Source organism: Serratia sp. X10 (assembly GCF_017811775.1).
GTDB lineage: Bacteria > Pseudomonadota > Gammaproteobacteria > Enterobacterales > Enterobacteriaceae > Serratia > Serratia ureilytica.
The window spans coordinates 142,548-162,353 of the sequence record NZ_JAEIOH010000003.1 but is presented as its reverse complement, the minus strand read 5'-3'; the positions used below and the strand labels follow the sequence as shown (position 1 = coordinate 162,353).

17 protein-coding genes are annotated in these 19,806 nt (G+C 58.5%); 14 read left to right on the top strand and 3 right to left on the bottom strand.

Annotation, left to right across the window (positions count from 1 at the left end; translation table 11 throughout):
• The first annotated feature begins 456 nt into the window (after nt 1-456).
• From J9788_RS11050 to J9788_RS11020, 7 genes are all read left to right on the top strand, one after another.
• On the top strand, nt 457-1,296 hold the full coding sequence (locus J9788_RS11050; protein ID WP_046897116.1) for a winged helix-turn-helix domain-containing protein: 840 nt from the start codon (nt 457-459) through the stop codon (nt 1,294-1,296).
• A gap of 187 nt (nt 1,297-1,483) precedes the next feature.
• The gene (locus J9788_RS11045) at nt 1,484-2,113 is read left to right on the top strand and encodes a LuxR C-terminal-related transcriptional regulator (protein ID WP_046896950.1); all 630 of its coding nucleotides are present in this window, start codon (nt 1,484-1,486) and stop codon (nt 2,111-2,113) included.
• A 436-nt stretch (nt 2,114-2,549) separates the two neighbouring features.
• A complete protein-coding gene (locus J9788_RS11040; protein ID WP_004939148.1) occupies nt 2,550-3,137 on the top strand; it encodes a common pilus major fimbrillin subunit EcpA in 588 nt (195 codons plus the stop codon).
• 76 nt (nt 3,138-3,213) lie between these two features.
• A complete protein-coding gene (locus tag J9788_RS11035; RefSeq protein WP_063919028.1) occupies nt 3,214-3,882 on the top strand; it encodes a hypothetical protein in 669 nt (222 codons plus the stop codon).
• Nucleotides 3,883-3,932: 50 nt separating this feature from the next.
• The gene (locus J9788_RS11030) at nt 3,933-6,452 is read left to right on the top strand and encodes a CS1-pili formation C-terminal domain-containing protein (RefSeq protein WP_046896952.1); all 2,520 of its coding nucleotides are present in this window, start codon (nt 3,933-3,935) and stop codon (nt 6,450-6,452) included.
• Nucleotides 6,442-8,079 (top strand): hypothetical protein, encoded by a 1,638-nt coding sequence (locus tag J9788_RS11025; protein WP_046896953.1) that lies wholly within the window; start codon nt 6,442-6,444, stop codon nt 8,077-8,079. The genes J9788_RS11030 and J9788_RS11025 overlap by 11 nt, the downstream gene beginning before the upstream one ends.
• Before the next feature lie 24 nt (nt 8,080-8,103).
• Nucleotides 8,104-8,757, top strand: coding sequence for a fimbria/pilus periplasmic chaperone (locus J9788_RS11020; protein ID WP_182265122.1), 654 nt, complete (start codon nt 8,104-8,106; stop codon nt 8,755-8,757).
• Here J9788_RS11020 and J9788_RS11015 read toward each other — a convergent pair.
• Nucleotides 8,754-10,220 (bottom strand): ATP-binding protein, encoded by a 1,467-nt coding sequence (locus J9788_RS11015; protein WP_046896955.1) that lies wholly within the window; start codon nt 10,218-10,220, stop codon nt 8,754-8,756. The two genes, J9788_RS11020 and J9788_RS11015, sit on opposite strands and share 4 nt — an antisense overlap.
• A gap of 3 nt (nt 10,221-10,223) precedes the next feature.
• Nucleotides 10,224-10,937, bottom strand: coding sequence for a response regulator transcription factor (locus tag J9788_RS11010; RefSeq protein WP_016928494.1), 714 nt, complete (start codon nt 10,935-10,937; stop codon nt 10,224-10,226).
• A gap of 151 nt (nt 10,938-11,088) precedes the next feature.
• Between J9788_RS11010 and J9788_RS11005 the strand changes: the two genes are divergently transcribed.
• The 4 genes from J9788_RS11005 to J9788_RS10990 all read left to right on the top strand — a co-directional run bounded on the left by J9788_RS11005 (nt 11,089) and on the right by J9788_RS10990 (nt 13,372).
• Nucleotides 11,089-11,700, top strand: a complete 612-nt coding sequence (locus J9788_RS11005; protein WP_046896957.1) for a cytochrome b/b6 domain-containing protein — start codon at nt 11,089-11,091, stop codon at nt 11,698-11,700.
• A gap of 10 nt (nt 11,701-11,710) precedes the next feature.
• Nucleotides 11,711-12,487 (top strand): molybdopterin-dependent oxidoreductase, encoded by a 777-nt coding sequence (locus J9788_RS11000; RefSeq protein WP_046896958.1) that lies wholly within the window; start codon nt 11,711-11,713, stop codon nt 12,485-12,487.
• 59 nt (nt 12,488-12,546) lie between these two features.
• The gene (locus J9788_RS10995) at nt 12,547-12,837 is read left to right on the top strand and encodes a pentapeptide MXKDX repeat protein (protein ID WP_046896959.1); all 291 of its coding nucleotides are present in this window, start codon (nt 12,547-12,549) and stop codon (nt 12,835-12,837) included.
• 64 nt (nt 12,838-12,901) lie between these two features.
• Nucleotides 12,902-13,372, top strand: a complete 471-nt coding sequence (locus tag J9788_RS10990) for a YkgB family protein (RefSeq protein ID WP_004939115.1) — start codon at nt 12,902-12,904, stop codon at nt 13,370-13,372.
• A 44-nt stretch (nt 13,373-13,416) separates the two neighbouring features.
• Here the strand turns inward: J9788_RS10990 and J9788_RS10985 are convergent, their stop codons facing one another.
• Entirely contained in the window at nt 13,417-15,456 is a 2,040-nt protein-coding gene (locus J9788_RS10985) for a choline transporter (RefSeq protein WP_004939112.1), read from the bottom strand.
• Nucleotides 15,457-15,856: 400 nt separating this feature from the next.
• Between J9788_RS10985 and betI the strand changes: the two genes are divergently transcribed.
• The 3 genes from betI to betA all read left to right on the top strand — a co-directional run bounded on the left by betI (nt 15,857) and on the right by betA (nt 19,751).
• On the top strand, nt 15,857-16,459 hold the full coding sequence (gene betI, locus J9788_RS10980) for a transcriptional regulator BetI (RefSeq protein WP_033642409.1): 603 nt from the start codon (nt 15,857-15,859) through the stop codon (nt 16,457-16,459).
• 14 nt (nt 16,460-16,473) lie between these two features.
• Nucleotides 16,474-17,946, top strand: a complete 1,473-nt coding sequence (gene betB, locus J9788_RS10975) for a betaine-aldehyde dehydrogenase (protein WP_046896960.1) — start codon at nt 16,474-16,476, stop codon at nt 17,944-17,946.
• A 137-nt stretch (nt 17,947-18,083) separates the two neighbouring features.
• On the top strand, nt 18,084-19,751 hold the full coding sequence (gene betA / locus J9788_RS10970; RefSeq protein ID WP_046896961.1) for a choline dehydrogenase: 1,668 nt from the start codon (nt 18,084-18,086) through the stop codon (nt 19,749-19,751).
• Nucleotides 19,752-19,806 lie beyond the last annotated feature (55 nt).

Sequence of the window (19,806 nt, the reverse complement as noted above, 5' to 3'; positions counted from 1 at the left end):
TATTTCCCATCACCTTAGCCAGATCTAAATTTTAACATTTACATTGCTGTAAGCGCCTTAATTCATCCGGCTAATGCTGTTGCTGGCGGTATGTGATTATGCTCAACATTCACGTTTTATTATCTTGTTATTAAAATTTAGTCTGATGACCTTTTATTAGGCCGATTTCCCTTAAAGTTGATAATTTGCGATATAAAAAACTAACTTTATGGTTTTTGGTGTGTCAATGTATCAATGAGTGTGGTGATTGGTTAACCTTTGGTTATGGTTTACTAGAAAAATCCTATATAAACGATGGTGAGGTGAAAAAGCGTATTTCGTGGCGTTAATTGAGAGGTTTTTCTTGCCTGTGCTTAGGTTTTTTTGCTAATTAACCTGATTAAATATTTTTTAATATTTCATTAACATTTAACGCCAAACTATAAATTATCGCTATAGTGAAAACATGTGAATAAAATGAAATATAGATTTAATGACCATATTCTCTTTGACGCAGACACCAGAACCCTTAGTCCAATAGATTTTTCTGACGATCCTATATCCATATCCAGTCCTTCTAAACGGCTGTTGCTGCTGTTGATTGCCCATCACGGTGAGGCTGTGGGGCGTGAATTGATATTCAAGAAAGTCTGGGACGATTACGGCATGGTTTCCAGCAATAATAATCTTAATCAGTGCGTCAGCAAATTACGCCGGGTGATTAAAAATCTTGGCGTCGAGGATGAGGTCATTGCTACGGTTCCTAAAGTAGGTTTTATGCTGCGTGATGAGATTACTATCGAGTGTTGTGAGGACGTGGAAGATATTCCCGACGAAGAACCTGCCAGCCCCTTGCCGAAGCCTGCATCTGAAGAGAGCGCAAATCCGCTGTCGGACAGCGTCATCTACGGAGCCACTGCTCGCCTCGGTTATTTCCGCCGCTGGTGGCTGAAAATCAGCGCGTTGGTTTTGGGGGGGATCCTCATGGCTACTGCTATCACCGCCTATTTTAGCGGTTCAGGGGCCCGGCAAGAGAGCTACCTGGGCAAGTCGGGCAATTGCAAGGTTTTCATGTCGCTACCTGATGGCTCCGCTTCGGTCAACGCCAGTTTGAATCGGGACATTTTGGCTTACGCGGCTCACCAAACGGGAGAGTGCAGTGGCGATGAGTTTTTGCTGGTGGTGCGCAGCAATCAGGTGCGGGCTTACATTTCCGGCATTTCCCGCTTATTCCTGTTGCGTTGCAAGATCTTGCGCGAGCATAAAATGGAGATTTGTTCAGGTTTGGAAAGCGATAGTGCTGAGTTTATCAATTAATATTGAAAACCTCCTTTTTAAGGTGATTGAGAACGGAAATCGGACGGAAATATTAGGGTTTTGAGGTTGGCTGCATGGTTTTAATTTGGCGGGTTGTCGTATGGCGATTATTTATGAATGGCCTTTGTAGGCAATGAGAGGCATTCTCCTTTCTGCGCCATTTCCGATATAATTATGGTGAGTGTGTATGGTTAACGCTGATTTTGGCGATGCGCTGCTATTCTTTGAGCCCAGCTTTTGGGTGAGAAAGGGAATGGATGCGTTTCTCATTACCAGGTCAAATCGAAGATATTCTATCGATACGCTGCGGGGATTAGAGGCGGTGTTGAAAGAGGGGAATCCTCAAGCGGTCGTTATGGAGTTATATCATCAGGGCGAATATTTGTATGATGTATTACGGTTCGTTACAAGGGCGAAAAATGTCTGGCCAGAAACGCCATTGGTGATTTTCACTGCCATCGAACATCCCGGAATATTAGCGTTGCTGGCGATGAATGCGCGTATAGCGATAGTGGCGAAGGATGACCCTTTGCATTGTCTGAAAGATGCTATTGCCGCCGCAGGTGACTTTTCCGGCTATCGTTCGCCGCATATTCGCGCCCGGTTGGCGCATTCGCCAGCCGCCTTATCCGACAGTGAATGGCGAATCCTGAGTATGATGGTTGCCGGTGCGTCTCCACGAAGCATTGCCAACATGACCCGACGAAGTTACAAAACCATAAGCTCCCATAAACTTAACATTATGCGCAAATTGGGCCTCAACCAGGCCGGTTTTCTGCGGCTTATTCTAGCCCTGAAAACACGATTTCCCTCTTGAAACGTGGCGATGAGCCACATTCCTCTCCACAGCGGCCGATCTTAATTGGCCGCTGCTCCGATGTGTAAATCAAACCCAATATCGCGCCCTAAATAGTCACGCTGACGCTGAAATTCTGAATGGGTATGAAGGCAAGAAAACGGCTGCTTCGTGGCCACGTAATCACCGCTTTGATGAGCTTAAAAGCCAATGAGATTGTGCTTTTATCAAAGGCTTGATTAGATTTTTAATGTTACTTTCAGAGGTTAAAAATATTAATTTTGAAATTTAAAACTAAACATTTGAACTTTGGTGGTTAATGATTCTTTTTTGATTGTTCGGGGATATTGTAGTGGCGTCAAGCAGACTGGCTAAACGCAATGATGCAAAAGGCAGGCTGAGAATGGACGAAATAAAGAGAACATATTTAACAATGAAGAATGAAGGGAGTTATACCATGAAGAAAATGACACTGGCTCTGGCGATCGTTTCCGCCTTTGCAGCGGTCAGCACTGCACAAGCCGCCGACGTTACCGCTCAGGCGCTGGCAACCTGGTCTGCAACCGCCAAGAAAGATACCACCAGCAAACTGGTCGTGACGCCGATTGGCAGTCTGGCCTTCAACTATGCAGAAGGCATTAAGGGTTTCAACAGCCAGAAAGGCCTGTTTGACGTCACCGTGGAAGGCGATACCACGGCAACCGCTTTCAAACTGACCTCAAAACTGGTCTCCAATACCCTGACTCAGCTGGATACTTCCGGTTCTACTTTGGAAGTCGGGGTGAACTATAACGGTGCGGTGGTCGGGAAAACGGCTGAAACCACCATGATCGACACCACCGCCGGTATTTTGGGCGGCAATCTGAGCGCCTTGTCCAACGCCTACAACCAGGCCGGCCGCACCAGCGCGCAGGATCAGTTCACCTTCAGCATCATCGGCGCGACGTCAAACGGCACCACCGCCGTCACGGATTTCAGTACGCTGCCGGAAGGTATCTGGAGCGGCGATGTCAGCGTCGAATTCAACGCGACCTGGACTTCTTAACCCTCGAACACTCTTTATCTGGCAGGGGGGAGACCTCCTGCTATTTATCGCCCATCAACGCCAGTGGAATACCGCAATGACACGCTTTTCTCTCGCCGTCACCCTGATGTTAATGCTGCTGCAGCCGGCTTTGGCTCTCGATGTGGGTGAGATCAGCTCCTTCATGCCGGGCGACAGCGCGCGTCTGAGTAAGGAAATCAAAAACACCACCGACAGCGGCCGGCTGGTCAACGTCAGCATCGAACGCATTTCCAGCCCCCTGGCCTCCGGTACGGTGATCCCGATGAGCAGCCGGGATGAAATGCTGCTGTCGCCCGCCAGCCTGATCTTGCCGGCCAACGCCAGCGATGTGATCCGCTTTTACTACAAAGGGCCGAATGACGCTCAGGAGCGCTACTACCGCATCGTTTGGTTTGATCAGGCGCTGAGCGAGGCGGGGCAAAATTCGGCTCGGCGCAATGCCGTGGCCACCACGTCGGCGCGCATCGGCACCATTTTGGTGGTGGCGCCCCGGCAGGATCGCTTCGCCTATCAGTTCGCCAATGGGCGGATCAAAAACACCGGCAATGCCACGTTCAAAGTGGTGGCCTACGGCAATTGCAGGAACAAGCAGGACGGCAGCGACTGCAAGGAAAACTATTTCGTGATGCCGGGGAAGGATCGCGCCTTCAGCAAGGTTGACGTCAACGATAAAAAAGGGCGTGTCGCGCTGTGGCACGGCGAACAGTTTATCCCGGTGAAGTAATGCGCGCGTTATCCACGATGGAAGCAAAACAATCACGCAAGGAGTGGCAAGTGAACGCTGTGCTGTTGAAAACGCTTTTGGCTGCCGGTGCGCTGGCGCTTCCGACGCTGTTGCCCGGCCGTATGGCGGTGGCGGCCGGTTTGACGCAGATTAACGGCGTGCTGATCCCGCAAACCTTTAGCCTGGCGTTGCGTGAGGGGATGAGTATTCCGCTGTTGTTGCATTATGAAAAGAGCGATGGCGTCAAAGATGACAGCCGCATCGGCCATGCCTTTCTCTATTTGGATCGGGACAGGCTAAAGATTCGTCGGGTGACGCTGGAAGATAACGATGACGGCGCTCGGTTGACGGCGGCGATTGCCGGCCAGTTGCAAGCTTTACAGGATGCTCAATTCGATCGTCGGCAGCAAATCCGGTTAGCGGACGACGCCTGGCTGGCGTTGGATTTCAGGCAGCTCAACCTGCAGTTGGTGGTGAAGGAATCCGCCTTGGGAACGGTACTGCGCAGCCGCTCCAGCGATATCGGCGCGTCTAGCGTGGATGCCGTAAGCAGCACGCTGGATTATAACCTGGGGGTCTACGACAACCGAACCCGCGCCAGCGAAGGCAATACCTCCAGTTATTTATCGCTCAACAGCGTCACGGCGTTGCGTGAACACCACGTGGAGTTGAACGGTTCAGTCTACGGTATCGGCAGCGGCGATGAGAACGCCACGCTGTACAAAGCGATGTACGAACGCGATTTCGCCGGCCGTCGTTTCGCCGCCGGCATGCTGGACAGCTGGAACCTGCAGTCACTGGGGCCGGTCACGACCATCAACTCGAGCAAGATTTACGGTCTGTCATACGGCAACCGCGCCAATTCGACGGTGTTCGATAATACCCAAGCACTGACGCCGATCGTGGTGTTTTTTCCCTCGGCCGGTGAGGTGCACCTGTCGCGTGATGGGCGTCTGCTCAGCGTACAAAATTTCGCGATGGGCAACCATGAAGTGGACACCACCAGTCTGCCCTACGGCATGTATGACGTAGAGGTGGAGGTCGTGGTCAACGGCAAAGTCGTGGATAAACGCATGCAGCGAGTGAATAAACTGTTCAGCCCCAATCGCGGCGCCAATGCGCCGCTGGCCTGGCAATTCTGGGGCGGGATGCTGCGCATGGACGACTGGCGCGGCGAGCGAGAGCGCCACCGTCCGGCAAAGGATTCTTATTTGCTTGGCGCTTCGGCTACCGGCAATCTGCAAACGCTCAATTGGGCGCTGTCCGGCTATACGTTTGACGGCAATGCGGTCGGTGAGAGCCGCCTCAGTCTGCCTGTGACCGAGTCGATTCAGTTCAACCTGCAAAATATGGCGGCCTCCGATCGTTCCTGGAGCTTGATCAACAGCGTTAGCGCCGCGTTGCCCGGCGGCTTCAGCAGTCTGTGGGTCAATCAGGAGAAAACGCAGATTGGCGAGCGCCTGTTGCAGAATGATGCCTATAACCGCGCCGTTGGCGGCAGCCTTAATCTGGGCGCGCTGTGGTCCCCGCTGGGCACTCTGAGCGTCAGCTATAACGACGATAAAAAGAACGACAGTCACTATTACAATGCCGATTATTACCAGAACATCTTTACCGGCCGTTTCGGCACGCTGGGCGTACGTGCGGGCGTGCAACGCTATAACAACGGCAGCAGCAGCGCCAATACCGGCAAGTATATCGCGCTCGATTTTTCACTGCCGATGGGCAATTGGCTCAGCGCAGGCGTTTCCAACCAAAACGGCTACACCACCGCCAACCTGGCGGCGCGCAAAGATATCAAGGATGGCCCAATCCGCACATTGGGCGCCAACCTGTCGCGGGCAATCGCCGGTGATACCCGTGGCGACAACCGCTTCAACGGTGGCGGCTATGCGCGCTTCGACACCAAATATTCCGCCGGCACGCTCAATGTCAGCAGCTCCGCCGACGGCTACGTCAACAGCAGCCTGACCGCGAGCGGCAGCGTAGGCTGGCAAGGGCGTGATATCGCCATCAGCGGCCGCAACGAAGGCAACGCCGGGATCATCTTCAACACCGGCATCGAAAATGACGGTCTGCTGACCGCGCGGGTTGACGGCCGGATGGTGAAACTGAGCGGCAATAAGAACTACCTGCCGTTGTCGCCTTACGGCCAGTACGACGTTGAGCTGATGAACAACAAAAATTCGGCGGAGAGCTTCGACATCGTGACCAAACGCAAGAGCAAGCTCACCTTGTATCCGGGCAACGTGGCGGTGATCTCGCCGGAGATCAAACAGATGGTGACGGTATTCGGCCGCATCAAGGCGGAGGACGGCACGCTGCTGGCCAACGCCTATATCAAGAACCATATCGGCCGCACCCGCACCGATGAGAAAGGCGAATTTATCATGGACGTCGACAAGAAATTCCCGGTTATCGATTTTACCCACAGCGGCAATCAGACATGCGAAGTGGATTTGGATCTGAGCAAGGCGCAAGGCGCAGTGTGGGTCGGTGATGTGATCTGCACCGGGCTGAAAACCTATGCGGGCACTGTTTCATCCGGGGAGTTTGACCATGAGAGCTAACGTTGCGCTGTTGTTATTGCTGGCGCTGATGGCCCCTGCGCTGCAGGCTGCGGTCAGCCAGACCAACTGGCCGGATGCGGCGGTAATGAAATTTGTCTTCGTGGAAAACAACGCCGACGACAACTTTTTCGTCACGCCAGCCGGCGGCCTGGATCCGCGTATGACCGGTGCCAATAAGTGGACCGGGCTGAAATACGGCGGTTCCGGCACTATCTATCAGCAAAGCCTGGGGTACGTGGATAATGGCTACAACACGGGGTTGAATGCCAACTGGCGCTATGACATGTGGGTGGAAAATGCGCCGATAAAGAACCCATTTCTTGGCTTGCGCTGCATCAACTGGTATGCCGGGTGTAATATGGACACCAGTCTGATTCTGCCGCAGACCACCGACGAGAAGGGATTTTACGGCGCCGTGGTCACGCCCGGCGGCGCAAAATGGATGCACGGCATGATGTCGCCGAGTTTCTATCAGTATCTGAAGCAGATGGCGACGGGCGAAGCTTTCAGCATGCAGATCAACGGCTGCCAAACGTCGGTAGCTTATGACGCTTCAGCCGGTGGCCGCTGTCGGGATCAGGCCAGCGGCAGTTGGTACAAGCGCACCGTCACGCACAGCAAGGCGGCGCACCTGCGTTTTATCAATACCAATGCCGTATCGGAGGTGTTCGTCAACAGCGATGGGGTGCCGATCATCGGCGAGGGCAATGCCGATTGCAAAAACCAAACTATCGGCGCCCGCTCAGGCATCATGTGCAAGATGGTCAGCTACGATTTGCAGACCGACGGCAGCGTCAGCAATACTTCGATTCATATTTTCCCGGCGATTAACCATGCGGCGCTGTCTTCAGCGGTGAATGCCGCCGATCTGCAGTTCAGTCTGAACGGCAATACCTGGAAAAACACGTCGGGCACCGGCAGCTACTATACCTTTAACGAGCTGAAGAGCAGCAATGCCGTCTATGTGTTCTTCTCCAGTAACTTCTTCAAGCAGATGGTTGCGCTGGGGATTTCCGACAGCGGCACCCGTGATCTGATCAATTTCCGTTTTCAGAACACCACTTCGCCGGAGTCGGGATGGTATGAATTTTCCACCTCAAACCAGCTGATTATCAAGCCGCGCGATTTCAGCATCAGCATTATTTCCGATGATTACGACAACAGCCCGCACCGTGAAGGGTATGTCGGCCCGACAGAGCCGGCGCTGGAGTTCGGCTACATCGTGACCACCAGCGGTAAAACCGCCGCTGATGAGGTGAGGGTGATGGCGACCGGGCCCACCCGGGCGATCAACGGGGTGAACTACTGTCTCTTTTCCTCTGCGGATAACAGTACCCAGGTGCCGTTCCCCGCCATCCTCAGCATCACCACCAGCACCAACGGTCAGCAGAGCTTCGCCGCCGGCTGTGACGGACAGTGGCACGACATGACGAACGCGCTTTGGAGCAGCACCCCGTGGAATGATATCTCCGGCGAAGTGGGTGTCCTGAACAAGACCCGCGTGACCTTTAGCATTCCGATGAATAACCCGATATCGCTGAGAACCGTCGACGGCAACGGTTGGTATGGCGACGTCAGCGCCGCCGGTGAAATTCATGTCGAAGCCACCTGGCGCAACATCAATTGAGGAACGGCCGTGAAACGTGTGCTGATGGGGTTGCTATGTTTGTCCTTCACGTTGACAGCCGCCGCGATCAATGTCGGCACCCTGACGTTTGCCATGGATCAGGACAGCGCACTCACCGCCAAGCGGGTGTTGAATAACAACCGCAGTGCGCGTCTGTATCAGGTGAGCATTCGCGCCATCGATCGGCCGGGAGAGCGTGAGGTGCGCAGCCGGCCGGCGGATGGCGAACTGCTGTTCGCACCGCGCCAGTTGATGCTGCAGGCCGGGCAGGCGGAGTACTACAAATTTTTCTATCATGGGCCGCAGGATAATCGTGAGCGTTATTACCGGGTGTCATTTCGCGAAGTGCCGACCCGATTGTTCGAGCCGGGGCTGCGTCAGGGCGCCGGCGTCAATCTGGAGCCGATTGTGGTGATGGACACCATATTGGTGGTGCGTCCACGCCAGGTAAACTTTGCCTATCGGCTCGATGCACAACGGGGAACGCTCACCAACACCGGCAATACCTACTTCAAGTTCTTGCTCAAGCCGGGCTGCAACAGCACGGATGAAGAGGGCGTTACCGAGTACCTGCGCCCCGGTGATACGCTGACTCACGCCGGCATTCGGCTTAAGGGGCAAAAATTCATTATCTATAACGACAAATTTATCAGCGTCGATCGCAGCTGCCTCGATTAACGCGGCGGAATGGCAAAGCGGAAGCAGGCGCCGCTTTGCGGTTGTTCGATCAGCTGAATGTCGCTGTCGTGCAGCTGCAGAATGCGCCGCACGATCATTAACCCCAGCCCGCCGGCGGGGCGTCGAGCGCCGCTCAGGACAGACGGCCGCACGAACAGATCGGCGCGCAGCGTCTGCGGAATGCCGGGGCCGCTGTCGCTGACCTGCACCATCACCTGGTCTTCCTGCCGCCACAGCCGCACGCCGATGTCGCCGCCGGGCGGCGTATGGCGAATGGCGTTGTCCAGCAGATTGGTCAGCACCCGCTCAATCATGCTGAGATCGGCGAACACCGGCGGCACGCCGGGGGCGATGTCGGCGTGCAGCCGCTGGTTGCGCGCCTCCGCCGCCAGCTCGAACTTCTGGAACACGTCCTGCAGCAGTTCGCTGAGGGAGAAGGGCTCTTTTTGTGGTTTCACCACGCCATATTCCAGCCGCGCCAGCTCGAACAGCTCCTGCGCCAGCTTGCCCACCTTGCGGCTCTGCGCCAGCGCGATCTCCAGATAGCGCCGCCGATCGGTGTCGCTCAGGGTGGCGGCCTTGACCGACAGCGTTTCCAGATAGCCGTGCAGCGAGGTGAGCGGGGTGCGCAGATCGTGCGAGACGTTGGCGATGAATTCGCGCCGCAGCCGATCCTGCTGCGCCAGCGTTTGCCACTGTTCGGCGAGGCGCTGCGCCATGCGGTGGAAGGCCTGTTGCAGCTGGCTCACCTCGTCGCGCCCGGCCGGCACCGCCGGTAGCGCCGCGTAGGCCTGCACCGCCTCAATGCCGCCGCTGTCCAGCGCATTGACCTGACGGGTCAGGCGCCGGATGGGGCGAGTGACCCAGTAGAACGCGAAACCGCCGGCCAGCAGGCTGAACAGCACCATCATCCCGGAGGTCCACAGCGCCATGCTGACCGCCGAGTTGAACTGGGCGTTGCTGGCCAGCGCCGTGTACTCTTCACCGAGCAAGACCACATACAGATAGCCCTCGACCCGGCCGTCGACCTTCAGCGGCGCAACGCTGAACACCTTGCGCCCGTCCGCGCTGCGCGGATCGTCGCCGTACACCGGCATCTGCGCGCCATCGAGCAGCGCCTGCAGCGGCGCCAGCGCGACCCGCTGCCGCTTCAGATGCCCGGCCGGCGCGGCGTTGCCAATGATTGCGCCCTGTTTGTCGAGCAGATAAACCTCAACGCTGGGGTTCACCGCCATCAGCTGGTCGAACAGGGTATGCACCGCCTGCGGATCCGGCCCGTTCACCCCCAGCAGCGGATTGCTGTCGGCGATATGCTGCGCCAGGTTGCCGGACAGGCGCTGGATCACCGCCTGGCTGTACTGGGTATTGCTGCGCACCTGCATCCAGCCGGAAAAGGCGCAGCCGATGACGATCAGCAGCGCGAAGATAATCGTGAGGCGTTGCGCTAACGTAAGGTTTTTCATGGCTCACTCTTGCGGCGCGGCCGCGAATTTATAGCCCATGCCCCACACCGTGAGGATGCGCTCGGGTTCCGCCGGGTTGCGCTCGATCTTGATGCGCAGCCGGTTGATATGGGTGTTGACGGTGTGCTCATACCCCTCGTGCTGATAGCCCCAGACCTGATTCAACAGGCTGAGGCGCGAGAACACCTGGCCCGGGTGGCGGGCGAAAAAGTACAGCAGGTCGAATTCGCGCGGCGTCAGCTCGATCGGCTGTTGGTGCAGGCGCACTTCGCGGGCGATGGGATCGATGGTCAGATCGTTGAAGCTGAGCGCGCCGGCGTCCATGCGCAGGTTGCGGCTCATCGCCTCCTGGCGGCGAAACAGCGCCTTGACCCGCGCCACCAGCTCCAGCATGGAAAAGGGTTTGGCCAGATAGTCGTCGGCGCCCAGCTCCAGCCCCAGCACGCGGTGCACCTCGCTGGAGCGCGCGCTGGTGATGATGATCGGCGTGTAGCGCGTCATGGTGCGCGCCCGGCGGCAAATCTCCAATCCGTCTACGCCCGGCAGCATCAGATCGAGGATCAAGGCGTCCCAGCCGCCCTGTTCCAGCATCGCCATGCCCTGATTGCCGTCGGCGGCGTGGCTGATGGCGTAACCCTCGTCACGCAGATGCAACTGCAGCAGCTCGGCGATGTCGCCGTCGTCCTCGACGATCAAAATTCGTTTTGGCTTGTCCATTCTCATTACCGCTGATTAGCCCGATTCTCTCTGAAGTCTACACAACCGCCACCGGCGGAGTTATCACATTTTATTTAACTTTGCGTGAGGTCTTGGGGAACAAATCCGGGGAATACTCGGTTCATCGCATCGTTAGCTGGCAGGAATCGTTATGAGCCTCACTCTCACCCCGGAACAACGACAGACCGTACATCCGCTGTGGCTGCGGTTAACGCATTGGCTGAATGCGCTGGCGATGCTGATCATGGTGACCAGCGGCTGGCGTATCTACAACGCTTCGCCGCTGTTCAACTTCAGCTTCTTCAACGAGCTGACGCTCGGCGGCTGGCTGGGCGGCGCGCTGCAGTGGCACTTCGCCGGCATGTGGCTGTTTGGCGTCAACGGGCTGTGTTACCTGCTGTTGAACCTCGCCAGCGGGCGCTTCAAACGCAAATATTGGCCGCTCAGCCCGAAGCAGTTTCTCGCCGATGTCGGCGCGGCGCTGCGCGGCAGGCTGCAGCACGCCGACCTGCGCCACTACAACATGGTGCAGCGCGTGGCCTATCTGTCGGTGATGCTCCTCGGCGTGATAAGCGCGCTGTCCGGACTGGTGCTGTGGAAATCGGTGCAGTTTCCGCTGCTGCGCACGCTGCTCGGCGGCTATGAGGCGGCGCGCTATATCCACTTTTTCGCCATGTCGGCGCTGGTGGCCTTCGTCGCGATCCATTTGGTGATGGTGGCGCTGGTGCCCCGCACGCTGCTGGCCATGCTGCGCGGACGTTAAGGAGTTCACGATGAAAAAGGATAAACCGATCATGACGATCGTTGAAGGGCAGGCGATCGTCAAAGAAGCGCAGCGCTTGTTGACCGCGTCGTCCCGCCGCCGCTTTCTGCGCAACGGCCTGACGCTGGGCGGTATCGCTATGCTTACCGGCTGCGATCTCAGCGGCAACGCCAACGTCGAGCAGGCGCTGAGCCGCATTTCGCGCCTCAACGATCGGGTGCAGGGCTGGCTGTTCAACGGCGATCGCCTGGCACCGGTCTACCCGGAGTCGATGATCACCCGGCCATTCCCGTTCAACGCCTTTTACGCCGAGGAGGAGGCGCCCGACATCAACGGCGACGACTATCGGCTGGAAGTGGCGGGGTTGGTGCAGGACAAGCGCGCCTGGAGCCTGCCGCAGCTGCATCGGATGGCGCAGGTTAGCCAGGTGACGCGTCATATTTGCGTCGAGGGTTGGAGCGCCATCGGCAAGTGGGGCGGCGTGCCGTTTGCCAACTTTCTAAAGGTAATCGGCGCGGATCTGAGCGCCCGCTACGTCAGCTTCAAATGCGCCGACGACTACTACACCAGTATCGACATGGCCACCGCGCTGCATCCGCAGACGATTATCGCGCTGACCTACGACGGCCAGATCTTGCCGCGCAAGTACGGCTATCCGATGAAGCTGCGCATGCCGACCAAGCTGGGCTACAAGAATCCGAAGCACATTCAGGTGATCGAGGTCACCAACCGCTTCCCGGGCGGTTACTGGGAAGACCAGGGTTACAACTGGTTTGGCGGCAGCTGAGGCGGCCGCCGACCATTCTCCGGCACTCCGGTGCCTTTGACATGACGGAAGGAAATACCATGAAAAAGTTATTCGCAATGATGATGTGCAGCGCGCTGATGCTGGGCGTAGCCGGCGCCAACGCCGCGGACGGCATGGGCAAAGACGCGATGAAAAAGGACGGCATGAGCCAGATGTCGCACGACGGCATGGCGAAAGACGGCATGAAAAAAGAGTGCATGGGCAAGGACTGCATGAAGAAAGACAAAATGGGCAAAGACGCCATGAAAAAGGATGGCATGGCGAAAGACAGTATGGCCAAAGACGGCATGAAGAAAGACGAGATGAAAAAGGACGCGATGGGGCACTAAGCCGCCTCACCCCGCGGCCGCAAGCGGCAAACCGCGGCGGCTGCGGGCAACATAAGGAGAGAGGATGATGTTGGCGACATGGCTGCGGCGCTTTCGGCGCTCGAACGGGGACGTTATCTTTATGCGCGCGGCGCTGGTGGTGATCTTTGCCGCCTTCGGTTACGCCAAATGGTTTGATTACGAGGCGCAGGGGCTGGTGCCGCTGATCGGCAACAGCCCGCTGCTGAGCTGGATGCATCAGGCGTTCGGCATTCGCGGCGCCAGTTATGCATTGGGCGTCGCCGAATGGAGCTTCGGTTTGCTGCTGCTGGCGGGGTTCTGGTCGCGGCGTCTGGGTTTGCTGGGGGCGATCGGATCGACGGTGACCTACCTGACCACGTTGACGCTGATCTTTTCCACGCCGGGCGCCTGGGAGCCATCCGCCGGCGGTTTTCCCGCCATGGCCGGCGCCACCAGCTTTTTAATCAAGGATCTGGTGTTGCTGGCCGGCTCCCTGGTGCTGCTGAAGGCCGATTTGCCGGCCGAGCAGGCATAAAAAAGGGCGTAGCCTGGCTACGCCCTCTGGTTATTTCTCGGCCGTCACATATCCGGGAAGGTCAGGGTGCCCCCCGGCGCTTCGCGATGAATGTGCAGGAAGTTCAGGTGCTTCTCGTACTGGTCGAGAATATCGCCAATCACCTGTTCCTTGCTGTAGTCCATCAGGTCGTTGCCCTGGGTGCCTTCCATCAGGAAGGTTTCCAGCCGGTAGTAGTGCGACTTGCCGGAGCGGGCGCGGTAGGTGAAGCCCGGCACCGAGTAGCGCATCGGCCAGATCTGATAGATGAAGTTCTGTTCCTCGCCCAGGTGCACCAGCAGCTCCAGGTGGTTCAGGCGTTCGTCCTCGGTCGGCGGCACTTCGCTGAACTCCACCTTCGCGCCGCGCAACTCCAGCTCGCGCGCCACGTCCTGCATCGCCGGGCGGCAAACCTTATCCAACATTTTCTGCGTGTACTGCGTGCCCGGGTAGTTCATCACCCGCGACAGACGCTGTTTCCAGTTGAGCACGTCGTGGCTGGAGACTGGCACCGGCGCCAGGGTGCTGAGCGCGCTGGCCTTGCGGTAGTCCTCCACCCGCAGCGATTTGTACAGCCCGGCCATCACGAAGAAGATCACGAAGCTGAACGGCAGGCCCATGATCACCGTGGTTTTCTGCAACGCCGGCACGCCGTCGGTCATCAGCATGCCGATGGTCAGCAGGCCGATGGCCACCGACCAGAAAATCCGCAGCCAGTTCGGCGCATCATTATTGATGTCGGCCAGGCGCGAGGTGAAGTTACCCAGCACCAGCGAGCCGGAGTCCGCCGAGGTGACGTAGAACAGCAGGCCGGTGATGGTGGCCACCGAGGCGCTGAAGGTGAAGCCGGGGTATTGCGCCAGCAGGCTGTAGAAGCCGCGCTCCGGGAACTGCATCACTTCCTGCGCGAATTCCGCGTTGCCGTGAATGATCTGATACAGCGCGCTGTTGCCGAAGATAGACAGCCACAGCAGGGTGAACACGAACGGAATGATCAGCGTGCCGACCACGAACTGGCGAATGGTGCGCCCGCGCGAGATGCGCGCCAGGAACAGACCGACGAACGGCGACCACGCCACCCACCAGGCCCAGAAGAACAGCGTCCAGTTGTTCATCCACTCCACCGGCCGATCGAACGCGAAGCTGTTGAGCGTCATGCCCATAAAGCGGTTGACGTAATCGCCGACGTTAAGCACCAGCGCGTTGAGCAGGAACTCGGTGTCGCCGAAGAACAGCACGAACAGGATCAGGCCCAGCGCCAGCAGCACGTTCAGCTCGGACAGGATGCGGATGCCCTTGTTGACCCCCGAGGTGACCGAGATGGTGGCCATGATCACCGACAGCAGGATCAGCGAGCCCTGCACCGTCAGGTTTTCCGGGATCTCGAACAGCACCTTGAGGCCGTAGTTGAGCTGCACCACACCAATGCCCAGCGTGGTGGCGATGCCGAAGATGGTGCCGAGCACCGCGGCGATGTCCACGCTGTGGCCGATCGGGCCGTTGATGCGTTTACCGAAGATCGGGTACAGCGCCGAGCGGATGGTCAGCGGCAGATTGTAGCGATAGCTGAAGTAGCCGAGGGCGATGCCCATCAGCGCGTACATCGACCAGCCGGTCAGGCCGTAGTGGAACAGTGTCCAGACCATCGCCTGGCGGGCGGCCTCCAGCGTTTGCGCGTCGCCTTCCGGCGGCATCATGTACTGGGTCACCGGCTCGGCGACCGAGAAGAACATCAAATCGATGCCGATGCCGGCGGCGAACAGCATCGCCGCCCAACTCATCAGGCTGAACTCCGGTTTGGACTGTTCCGGCCCGAGCTTGATGGAACCGAAGCGCGAGGCGGCGATAAACACCACGAACACGATGTACAGCGTCGCCGCCAGCAGGTAGTACCAACCGAAGGTGGTCGACACCCAATTCAGCGTGCGGGTGATCCACTGCCCGGAGAAGTCGGTAAAAAAGATGGTCATCAGCGAGAAGGCCAGGATCAGCCCCGCCGAGGTGAAGAAAACCACAGGGTTGAGGCGGTCCTGCTGCGGTTTGGAGGAGGTTTCGCGTGTTGTCATCGTCATCCTCTGAACTGAGTAAAATCGTGCCGCTCCGCATTCTGGGGCGCGTTGGCGCATCCGGAAAACGGGCGAATGAAGGCGGCGGCCATCCCCACGGGAATGGCCTGAACGATGCCGCTTTCGCCTGCTTATGAAGCACCGGAGCGCTTCGCGGCGGGAACCGCTTACAGCCACTGATTTTGGTCAGATTCGTTAATTACCTCACAAAAATCAGCCAGTTCCACAACCAGAAAATACATTTTTTTAACCAGGCGGCAATAAAATATATGCAATTTTTATTGAACGTTCAATCAAAAAAAAGTTTAATAGTCCTCATGATGACCTGAATCACGGGCGAAACGGCAGTGAAATTTGCCCGCTGAGATAAGGCCGAAGTCGGTTTTGTGAGAGTCGAAATATGCCAAAGGTAGGAATGCAGCCAATCAGAAGGCAGCAGTTGATTGATGCCACGCTCGCCGCGGTAAACGAAGTGGGAATGCATGACGCCACCATCGCGCAGATTGCGCGGCGGGCCGGCGTTTCCAACGGCATCATCAGCCATTATTTCAAGGATAAGAACGGCCTGCTGGAAGCCACGATGCGCTATCTAATCAGCCATCTGGGCGAGGCGGTGAAGCTGCGGCTGCAGGCGCTGACCGACAACAGCCCGGCGGCGCGGCTGCAGGCGATCGTCGCCGGCAACTTCGACGACAGCCAGATCAACAGCGCGGCGATGAAGACCTGGCTGGCCTTTTGGGCCAGCAGTCTGTACCAGCCGCAGCTCAACCGCTTGCAACAGGTGAACGGCCGTCGGCTCTATTCCAACCTGTGCGCCGAGTTTCGCCGCGTTATGCCGCAGCCGCAGGCGCGGTTGGCGGCCAAGGGGCTGGCGGCGCTGATCGATGGGCTGTGGCTGCGCAGCGCGCTGCGCGGCTCCGCGTTCAATCAGGCGCAGGCGCTGGCGCTCACGACCGAATACATCACGTTCCAACTCCGGGGGCAAACGCCGCCCGGAGGATAACTCAAGGAGATCCTATGTCCCGTTTTGGCTTGCAGAAGCTCTATATTCATGGCGCCTATGTAGACAGCACCGCTGGAAAAACCTTCAACGCCATTAACCCGGCGAACGGCGAGGTTCTGGCTGAAGTCCAGTCCGCCGGCGCTGAAGACGTCGATCGTGCGGTGGCCAGTGCGGCCAGCGGGCAGAAGGTGTGGGCGGCGATGACGGCGATGGCGCGCTCGCGCATCCTGCGTCGCGCGGTGGATATTCTGCGCGAGCGCAACGATGAACTGGCGGCGCTGGAAACGCTGGATACCGGCAAAGCGATGTCGGAAACCACCGCGGTGGATATCGTCACCGGCGCTGACGTGCTGGAGTACTACGCCGGCCTGATCCCGGCCATTGAAGGCGAGCAGATCCCGCTGCGCGATACCTCGTTCGTCTACACCCGCCGCGAGCCGCTGGGCGTGGTGGCCGGCATCGGCGCCTGGAACTACCCGATTCAAATCGCGCTGTGGAAGTCCGCGCCGGCGCTGGCGGCGGGCAACGCGATGATCTTCAAGCCGAGTGAAGTCACGTCATTGACGGCGCTGAAGCTGGCGGAAATCTACACCGAAGCCGGCCTGCCGGACGGCGTGTTCAACGTGGTGACAGGCAGCGGGGCGGAAGTGGGGCAGTACCTGACCGACCATCCGGGCATCGCCAAAGTGTCCTTCACCGGCGGGGTGAAAACCGGCAAGAAGGTGATGGCCAACGCGTCGGGTTCGACGCTGAAGGAAGTCACCATGGAGTTGGGCGGCAAATCGCCGCTGATTATCTTCGACGACGCCGATCTGGATCGCGCCGCCGATATCGCCATGATGGCCAACTTCTACAGTTCCGGCCAGGTGTGCACCAACGGCACCCGCGTCTTCGTGCCGGCGGCGCTGCAGGCGCAGTTTGAGGCGAAAATCCTCGAGCGCGTGAAGCGCATTCGCCTCGGTGACCCGACCGATCCGCAAACCAACTTCGGGCCGCTGGTCAGCTTCGCGCACATGGAGTCGGTGCTGCGCTTTATCGAGAGCGGCAAAAACAGCGGCGCGCGCCTGCTGTGCGGCGGCGAACGCGTCACCCATGGCGAATTCGGCAAGGGCGCTTATGTGGCGCCGACGGTGTTCAGCGACTGCCGTGACGATATGGAAATCGTGCGCGAGGAGATCTTCGGGCCGGTGATGAGCATCCTTAGCTACCAGAACGAAGAGGAAGTGGTGCGCCGCGCCAACGACACCACCTTCGGCCTGGCCGCGGGCGTGGTGACCAACGATCTGGCCCGCGCGCACCGCGTGATCCACCAGCTGGAAGCCGGCATTTGCTGGATCAACACCTGGGGCGAGTCGGCGGCGGAAATGCCGGTCGGCGGCTACAAGCAGTCCGGCGTTGGCCGCGAGAACGGCCTGACGACGCTGGAACACTACACCCAGATCAAATCGGTGCAGGTCGAGCTGGGCGAATACGCCTCGGTATTCTGATCTTCCCGTCGTCTTTCGAGCCGCAGCCGCGTTGGCTGCGGCCGACAATCTCTAGAGCGCCCAAATACACAGCCTGTTGCCGAGCCGCGCTTCGCGTCTTTGCCTGACCAGGCCTCTATAAAGTAAGGAGATAATGAATGGAATTTGACTACATCATTATCGGTGCCGGTTCAGCCGGCAACGTGTTAGCCACCCGATTGACCGAGGACGCCGACGTCAGCGTCCTGCTGCTGGAAGCCGGCGGCCCGGATTACCGGATGGATTTCCGTACCCAGATGCCGGCCGCGCTGGCGTTTCCGCTGCAGGGCCGCCGCTATAACTGGGCGTATGAAACCGATCCTGAGCCGCACATGAATAACCGCCGGATGGAATGCGGCCGCGGCAAAGGGCTGGGCGGTTCGTCCCTGATCAACGGCATGTGTTACATTCGCGGCAACGCGATGGACTTCGACAACTGGGCCAAGGCGCCGGGTCTGGAAGACTGGACCTATCTGGACTGTCTGCCGTATTTCCGCAAGGCGGAAACGCGCGATATCGGCCCGAACGATTACCACGGCGGCGATGGCCCGGTGAGCGTCACCACGCCGAAGGCCGGTAACAACGAACTTTTCCACGCCATGGTGGAAGCCGGCGTGCAGGCGGGCTATCCGCGCACCGACGATCTGAACGGCTATCAGCAGGAAGGGTTCGGCCCGATGGACCGCACCGTGACGCCGAAAGGGCGCCGCGCCAGCACCGCCCGTGGTTATCTGGATCAGGCCCGTTCGCGGCCGAACCTGACGATCGTCACCCATGCGCTGACCGACCACATCGTGTTCGACGGCAAGCGTGCAGTGGGCGTTAACTATCTGCAGGGCGACAGCAATCAGCTGACCCATGCCAAAGCGCGCCGCGAAGTGCTGCTGTGCGCCGGCGCCATCGCCTCGCCGCAAATTCTGCAGCGTTCGGGCGTCGGCCCGGCGGCGCTGCTGAAAAGTCTGGACATCAACGTGGTGCACGATCTGCCGGGCGTCGGAGAGAACCTGCAGGACCACCTGGAGATGTATCTGCAGTACGCCTGTAAGAAACCAGTGTCGCTGTACCCGGCGTTGCAATGGTTCAATCAGCCGAAGATCGGCGCGGAATGGCTATTCAACGGCACCGGCGTCGGCGCCAGCAACCAGTTCGAGGCCGGCGGTTTCATCCGCAGCCGCGCAGAGTTCGCCTGGCCGAACATTCAGTATCACTTCCTGCCGGTGGCGATTAACTATAACGGCAGCAACGCGGTGAAAGAGCATGGCTTCCAGGCCCACGTCGGTTCGATGCGCTCGCCGAGCCGCGGCCGGGTGCAGGTGAAGTCGAAGGATCCGCGCCAGCACCCGAGCATTTTGTTCAACTACATGTCGACCGAACAGGATTGGCAGGAGTTCCGCGACGCTATCCGCATCACGCGCGAAATCATGGCGCAGCCTGCCCTGGACGAATACCGCGGCCGCGAGATCAGCCCAGGGCCGGAGGTGCAGACCGACGAGCAGCTGGACGCCTTCGTGCGCGAGCACGCCGAAACCGCCTTCCACCCGTCCTGCTCGTGCAAGATGGGCGAAGACGAGATGGCGGTGGTCGACGGCCAGGGCCGGGTGCACGGCATGGAAGGATTGCGGGTGGTGGATGCGTCAATCATGCCGCTGATCATTACCGGCAACCTGAACGCCACCACCATCATGATCGCCGAAAAGATCGCCGACCGCATTCGCCAGCGCGCGCCGCTGCCGCGCAGCACCGCCGACTACTACGTCGCCGGCGATGCGCCGGTGCGCAAGCAGTAACCGACACGCCCTCTCGCCGTTGAGGGGGAGGGCCGCCGTAGCAAGCAACCCCTCT

What these genes read in the sequence shown, in the direction of transcription:
- J9788_RS11050 (WP_046897116.1), top strand. Translation starts at nt 457, where the DNA reads ATGAAATATAGATTTAATGACCATATTCTCTTTGACGCAGACACCAGA.
- J9788_RS11045 (WP_046896950.1), top strand. Translation starts at nt 1,484, where the DNA reads ATGGTTAACGCTGATTTTGGCGATGCGCTGCTATTCTTTGAGCCCAGC.
- J9788_RS11040 (WP_004939148.1), top strand. Translation starts at nt 2,550, where the DNA reads ATGAAGAAAATGACACTGGCTCTGGCGATCGTTTCCGCCTTTGCAGCG.
- J9788_RS11035 (WP_063919028.1), top strand. Translation starts at nt 3,214, where the DNA reads ATGACACGCTTTTCTCTCGCCGTCACCCTGATGTTAATGCTGCTGCAG.
- J9788_RS11025 (WP_046896953.1), top strand. Translation starts at nt 6,442, where the DNA reads ATGAGAGCTAACGTTGCGCTGTTGTTATTGCTGGCGCTGATGGCCCCT.
- J9788_RS11020 (WP_182265122.1), top strand. Translation starts at nt 8,104, where the DNA reads ATGGGGTTGCTATGTTTGTCCTTCACGTTGACAGCCGCCGCGATCAAT.
- J9788_RS11015 (WP_046896955.1), bottom strand. Translation starts at nt 10,220, where the DNA reads ATGAAAAACCTTACGTTAGCGCAACGCCTCACGATTATCTTCGCGCTG.
- J9788_RS11010 (WP_016928494.1), bottom strand. Translation starts at nt 10,937, where the DNA reads ATGGACAAGCCAAAACGAATTTTGATCGTCGAGGACGACGGCGACATC.
- J9788_RS11005 (WP_046896957.1), top strand. Translation starts at nt 11,089, where the DNA reads ATGAGCCTCACTCTCACCCCGGAACAACGACAGACCGTACATCCGCTG.
- J9788_RS11000 (WP_046896958.1), top strand. Translation starts at nt 11,711, where the DNA reads ATGAAAAAGGATAAACCGATCATGACGATCGTTGAAGGGCAGGCGATC.
- J9788_RS10995 (WP_046896959.1), top strand. Translation starts at nt 12,547, where the DNA reads ATGAAAAAGTTATTCGCAATGATGATGTGCAGCGCGCTGATGCTGGGC.
- J9788_RS10990 (WP_004939115.1), top strand. Translation starts at nt 12,902, where the DNA reads ATGATGTTGGCGACATGGCTGCGGCGCTTTCGGCGCTCGAACGGGGAC.
- J9788_RS10985 (WP_004939112.1), bottom strand. Translation starts at nt 15,456, where the DNA reads ATGACAACACGCGAAACCTCCTCCAAACCGCAGCAGGACCGCCTCAAC.
- betI (WP_033642409.1), top strand. Translation starts at nt 15,857, where the DNA reads ATGCCAAAGGTAGGAATGCAGCCAATCAGAAGGCAGCAGTTGATTGAT.
- betB (WP_046896960.1), top strand. Translation starts at nt 16,474, where the DNA reads ATGTCCCGTTTTGGCTTGCAGAAGCTCTATATTCATGGCGCCTATGTA.
- betA (WP_046896961.1), top strand. Translation starts at nt 18,084, where the DNA reads ATGGAATTTGACTACATCATTATCGGTGCCGGTTCAGCCGGCAACGTG.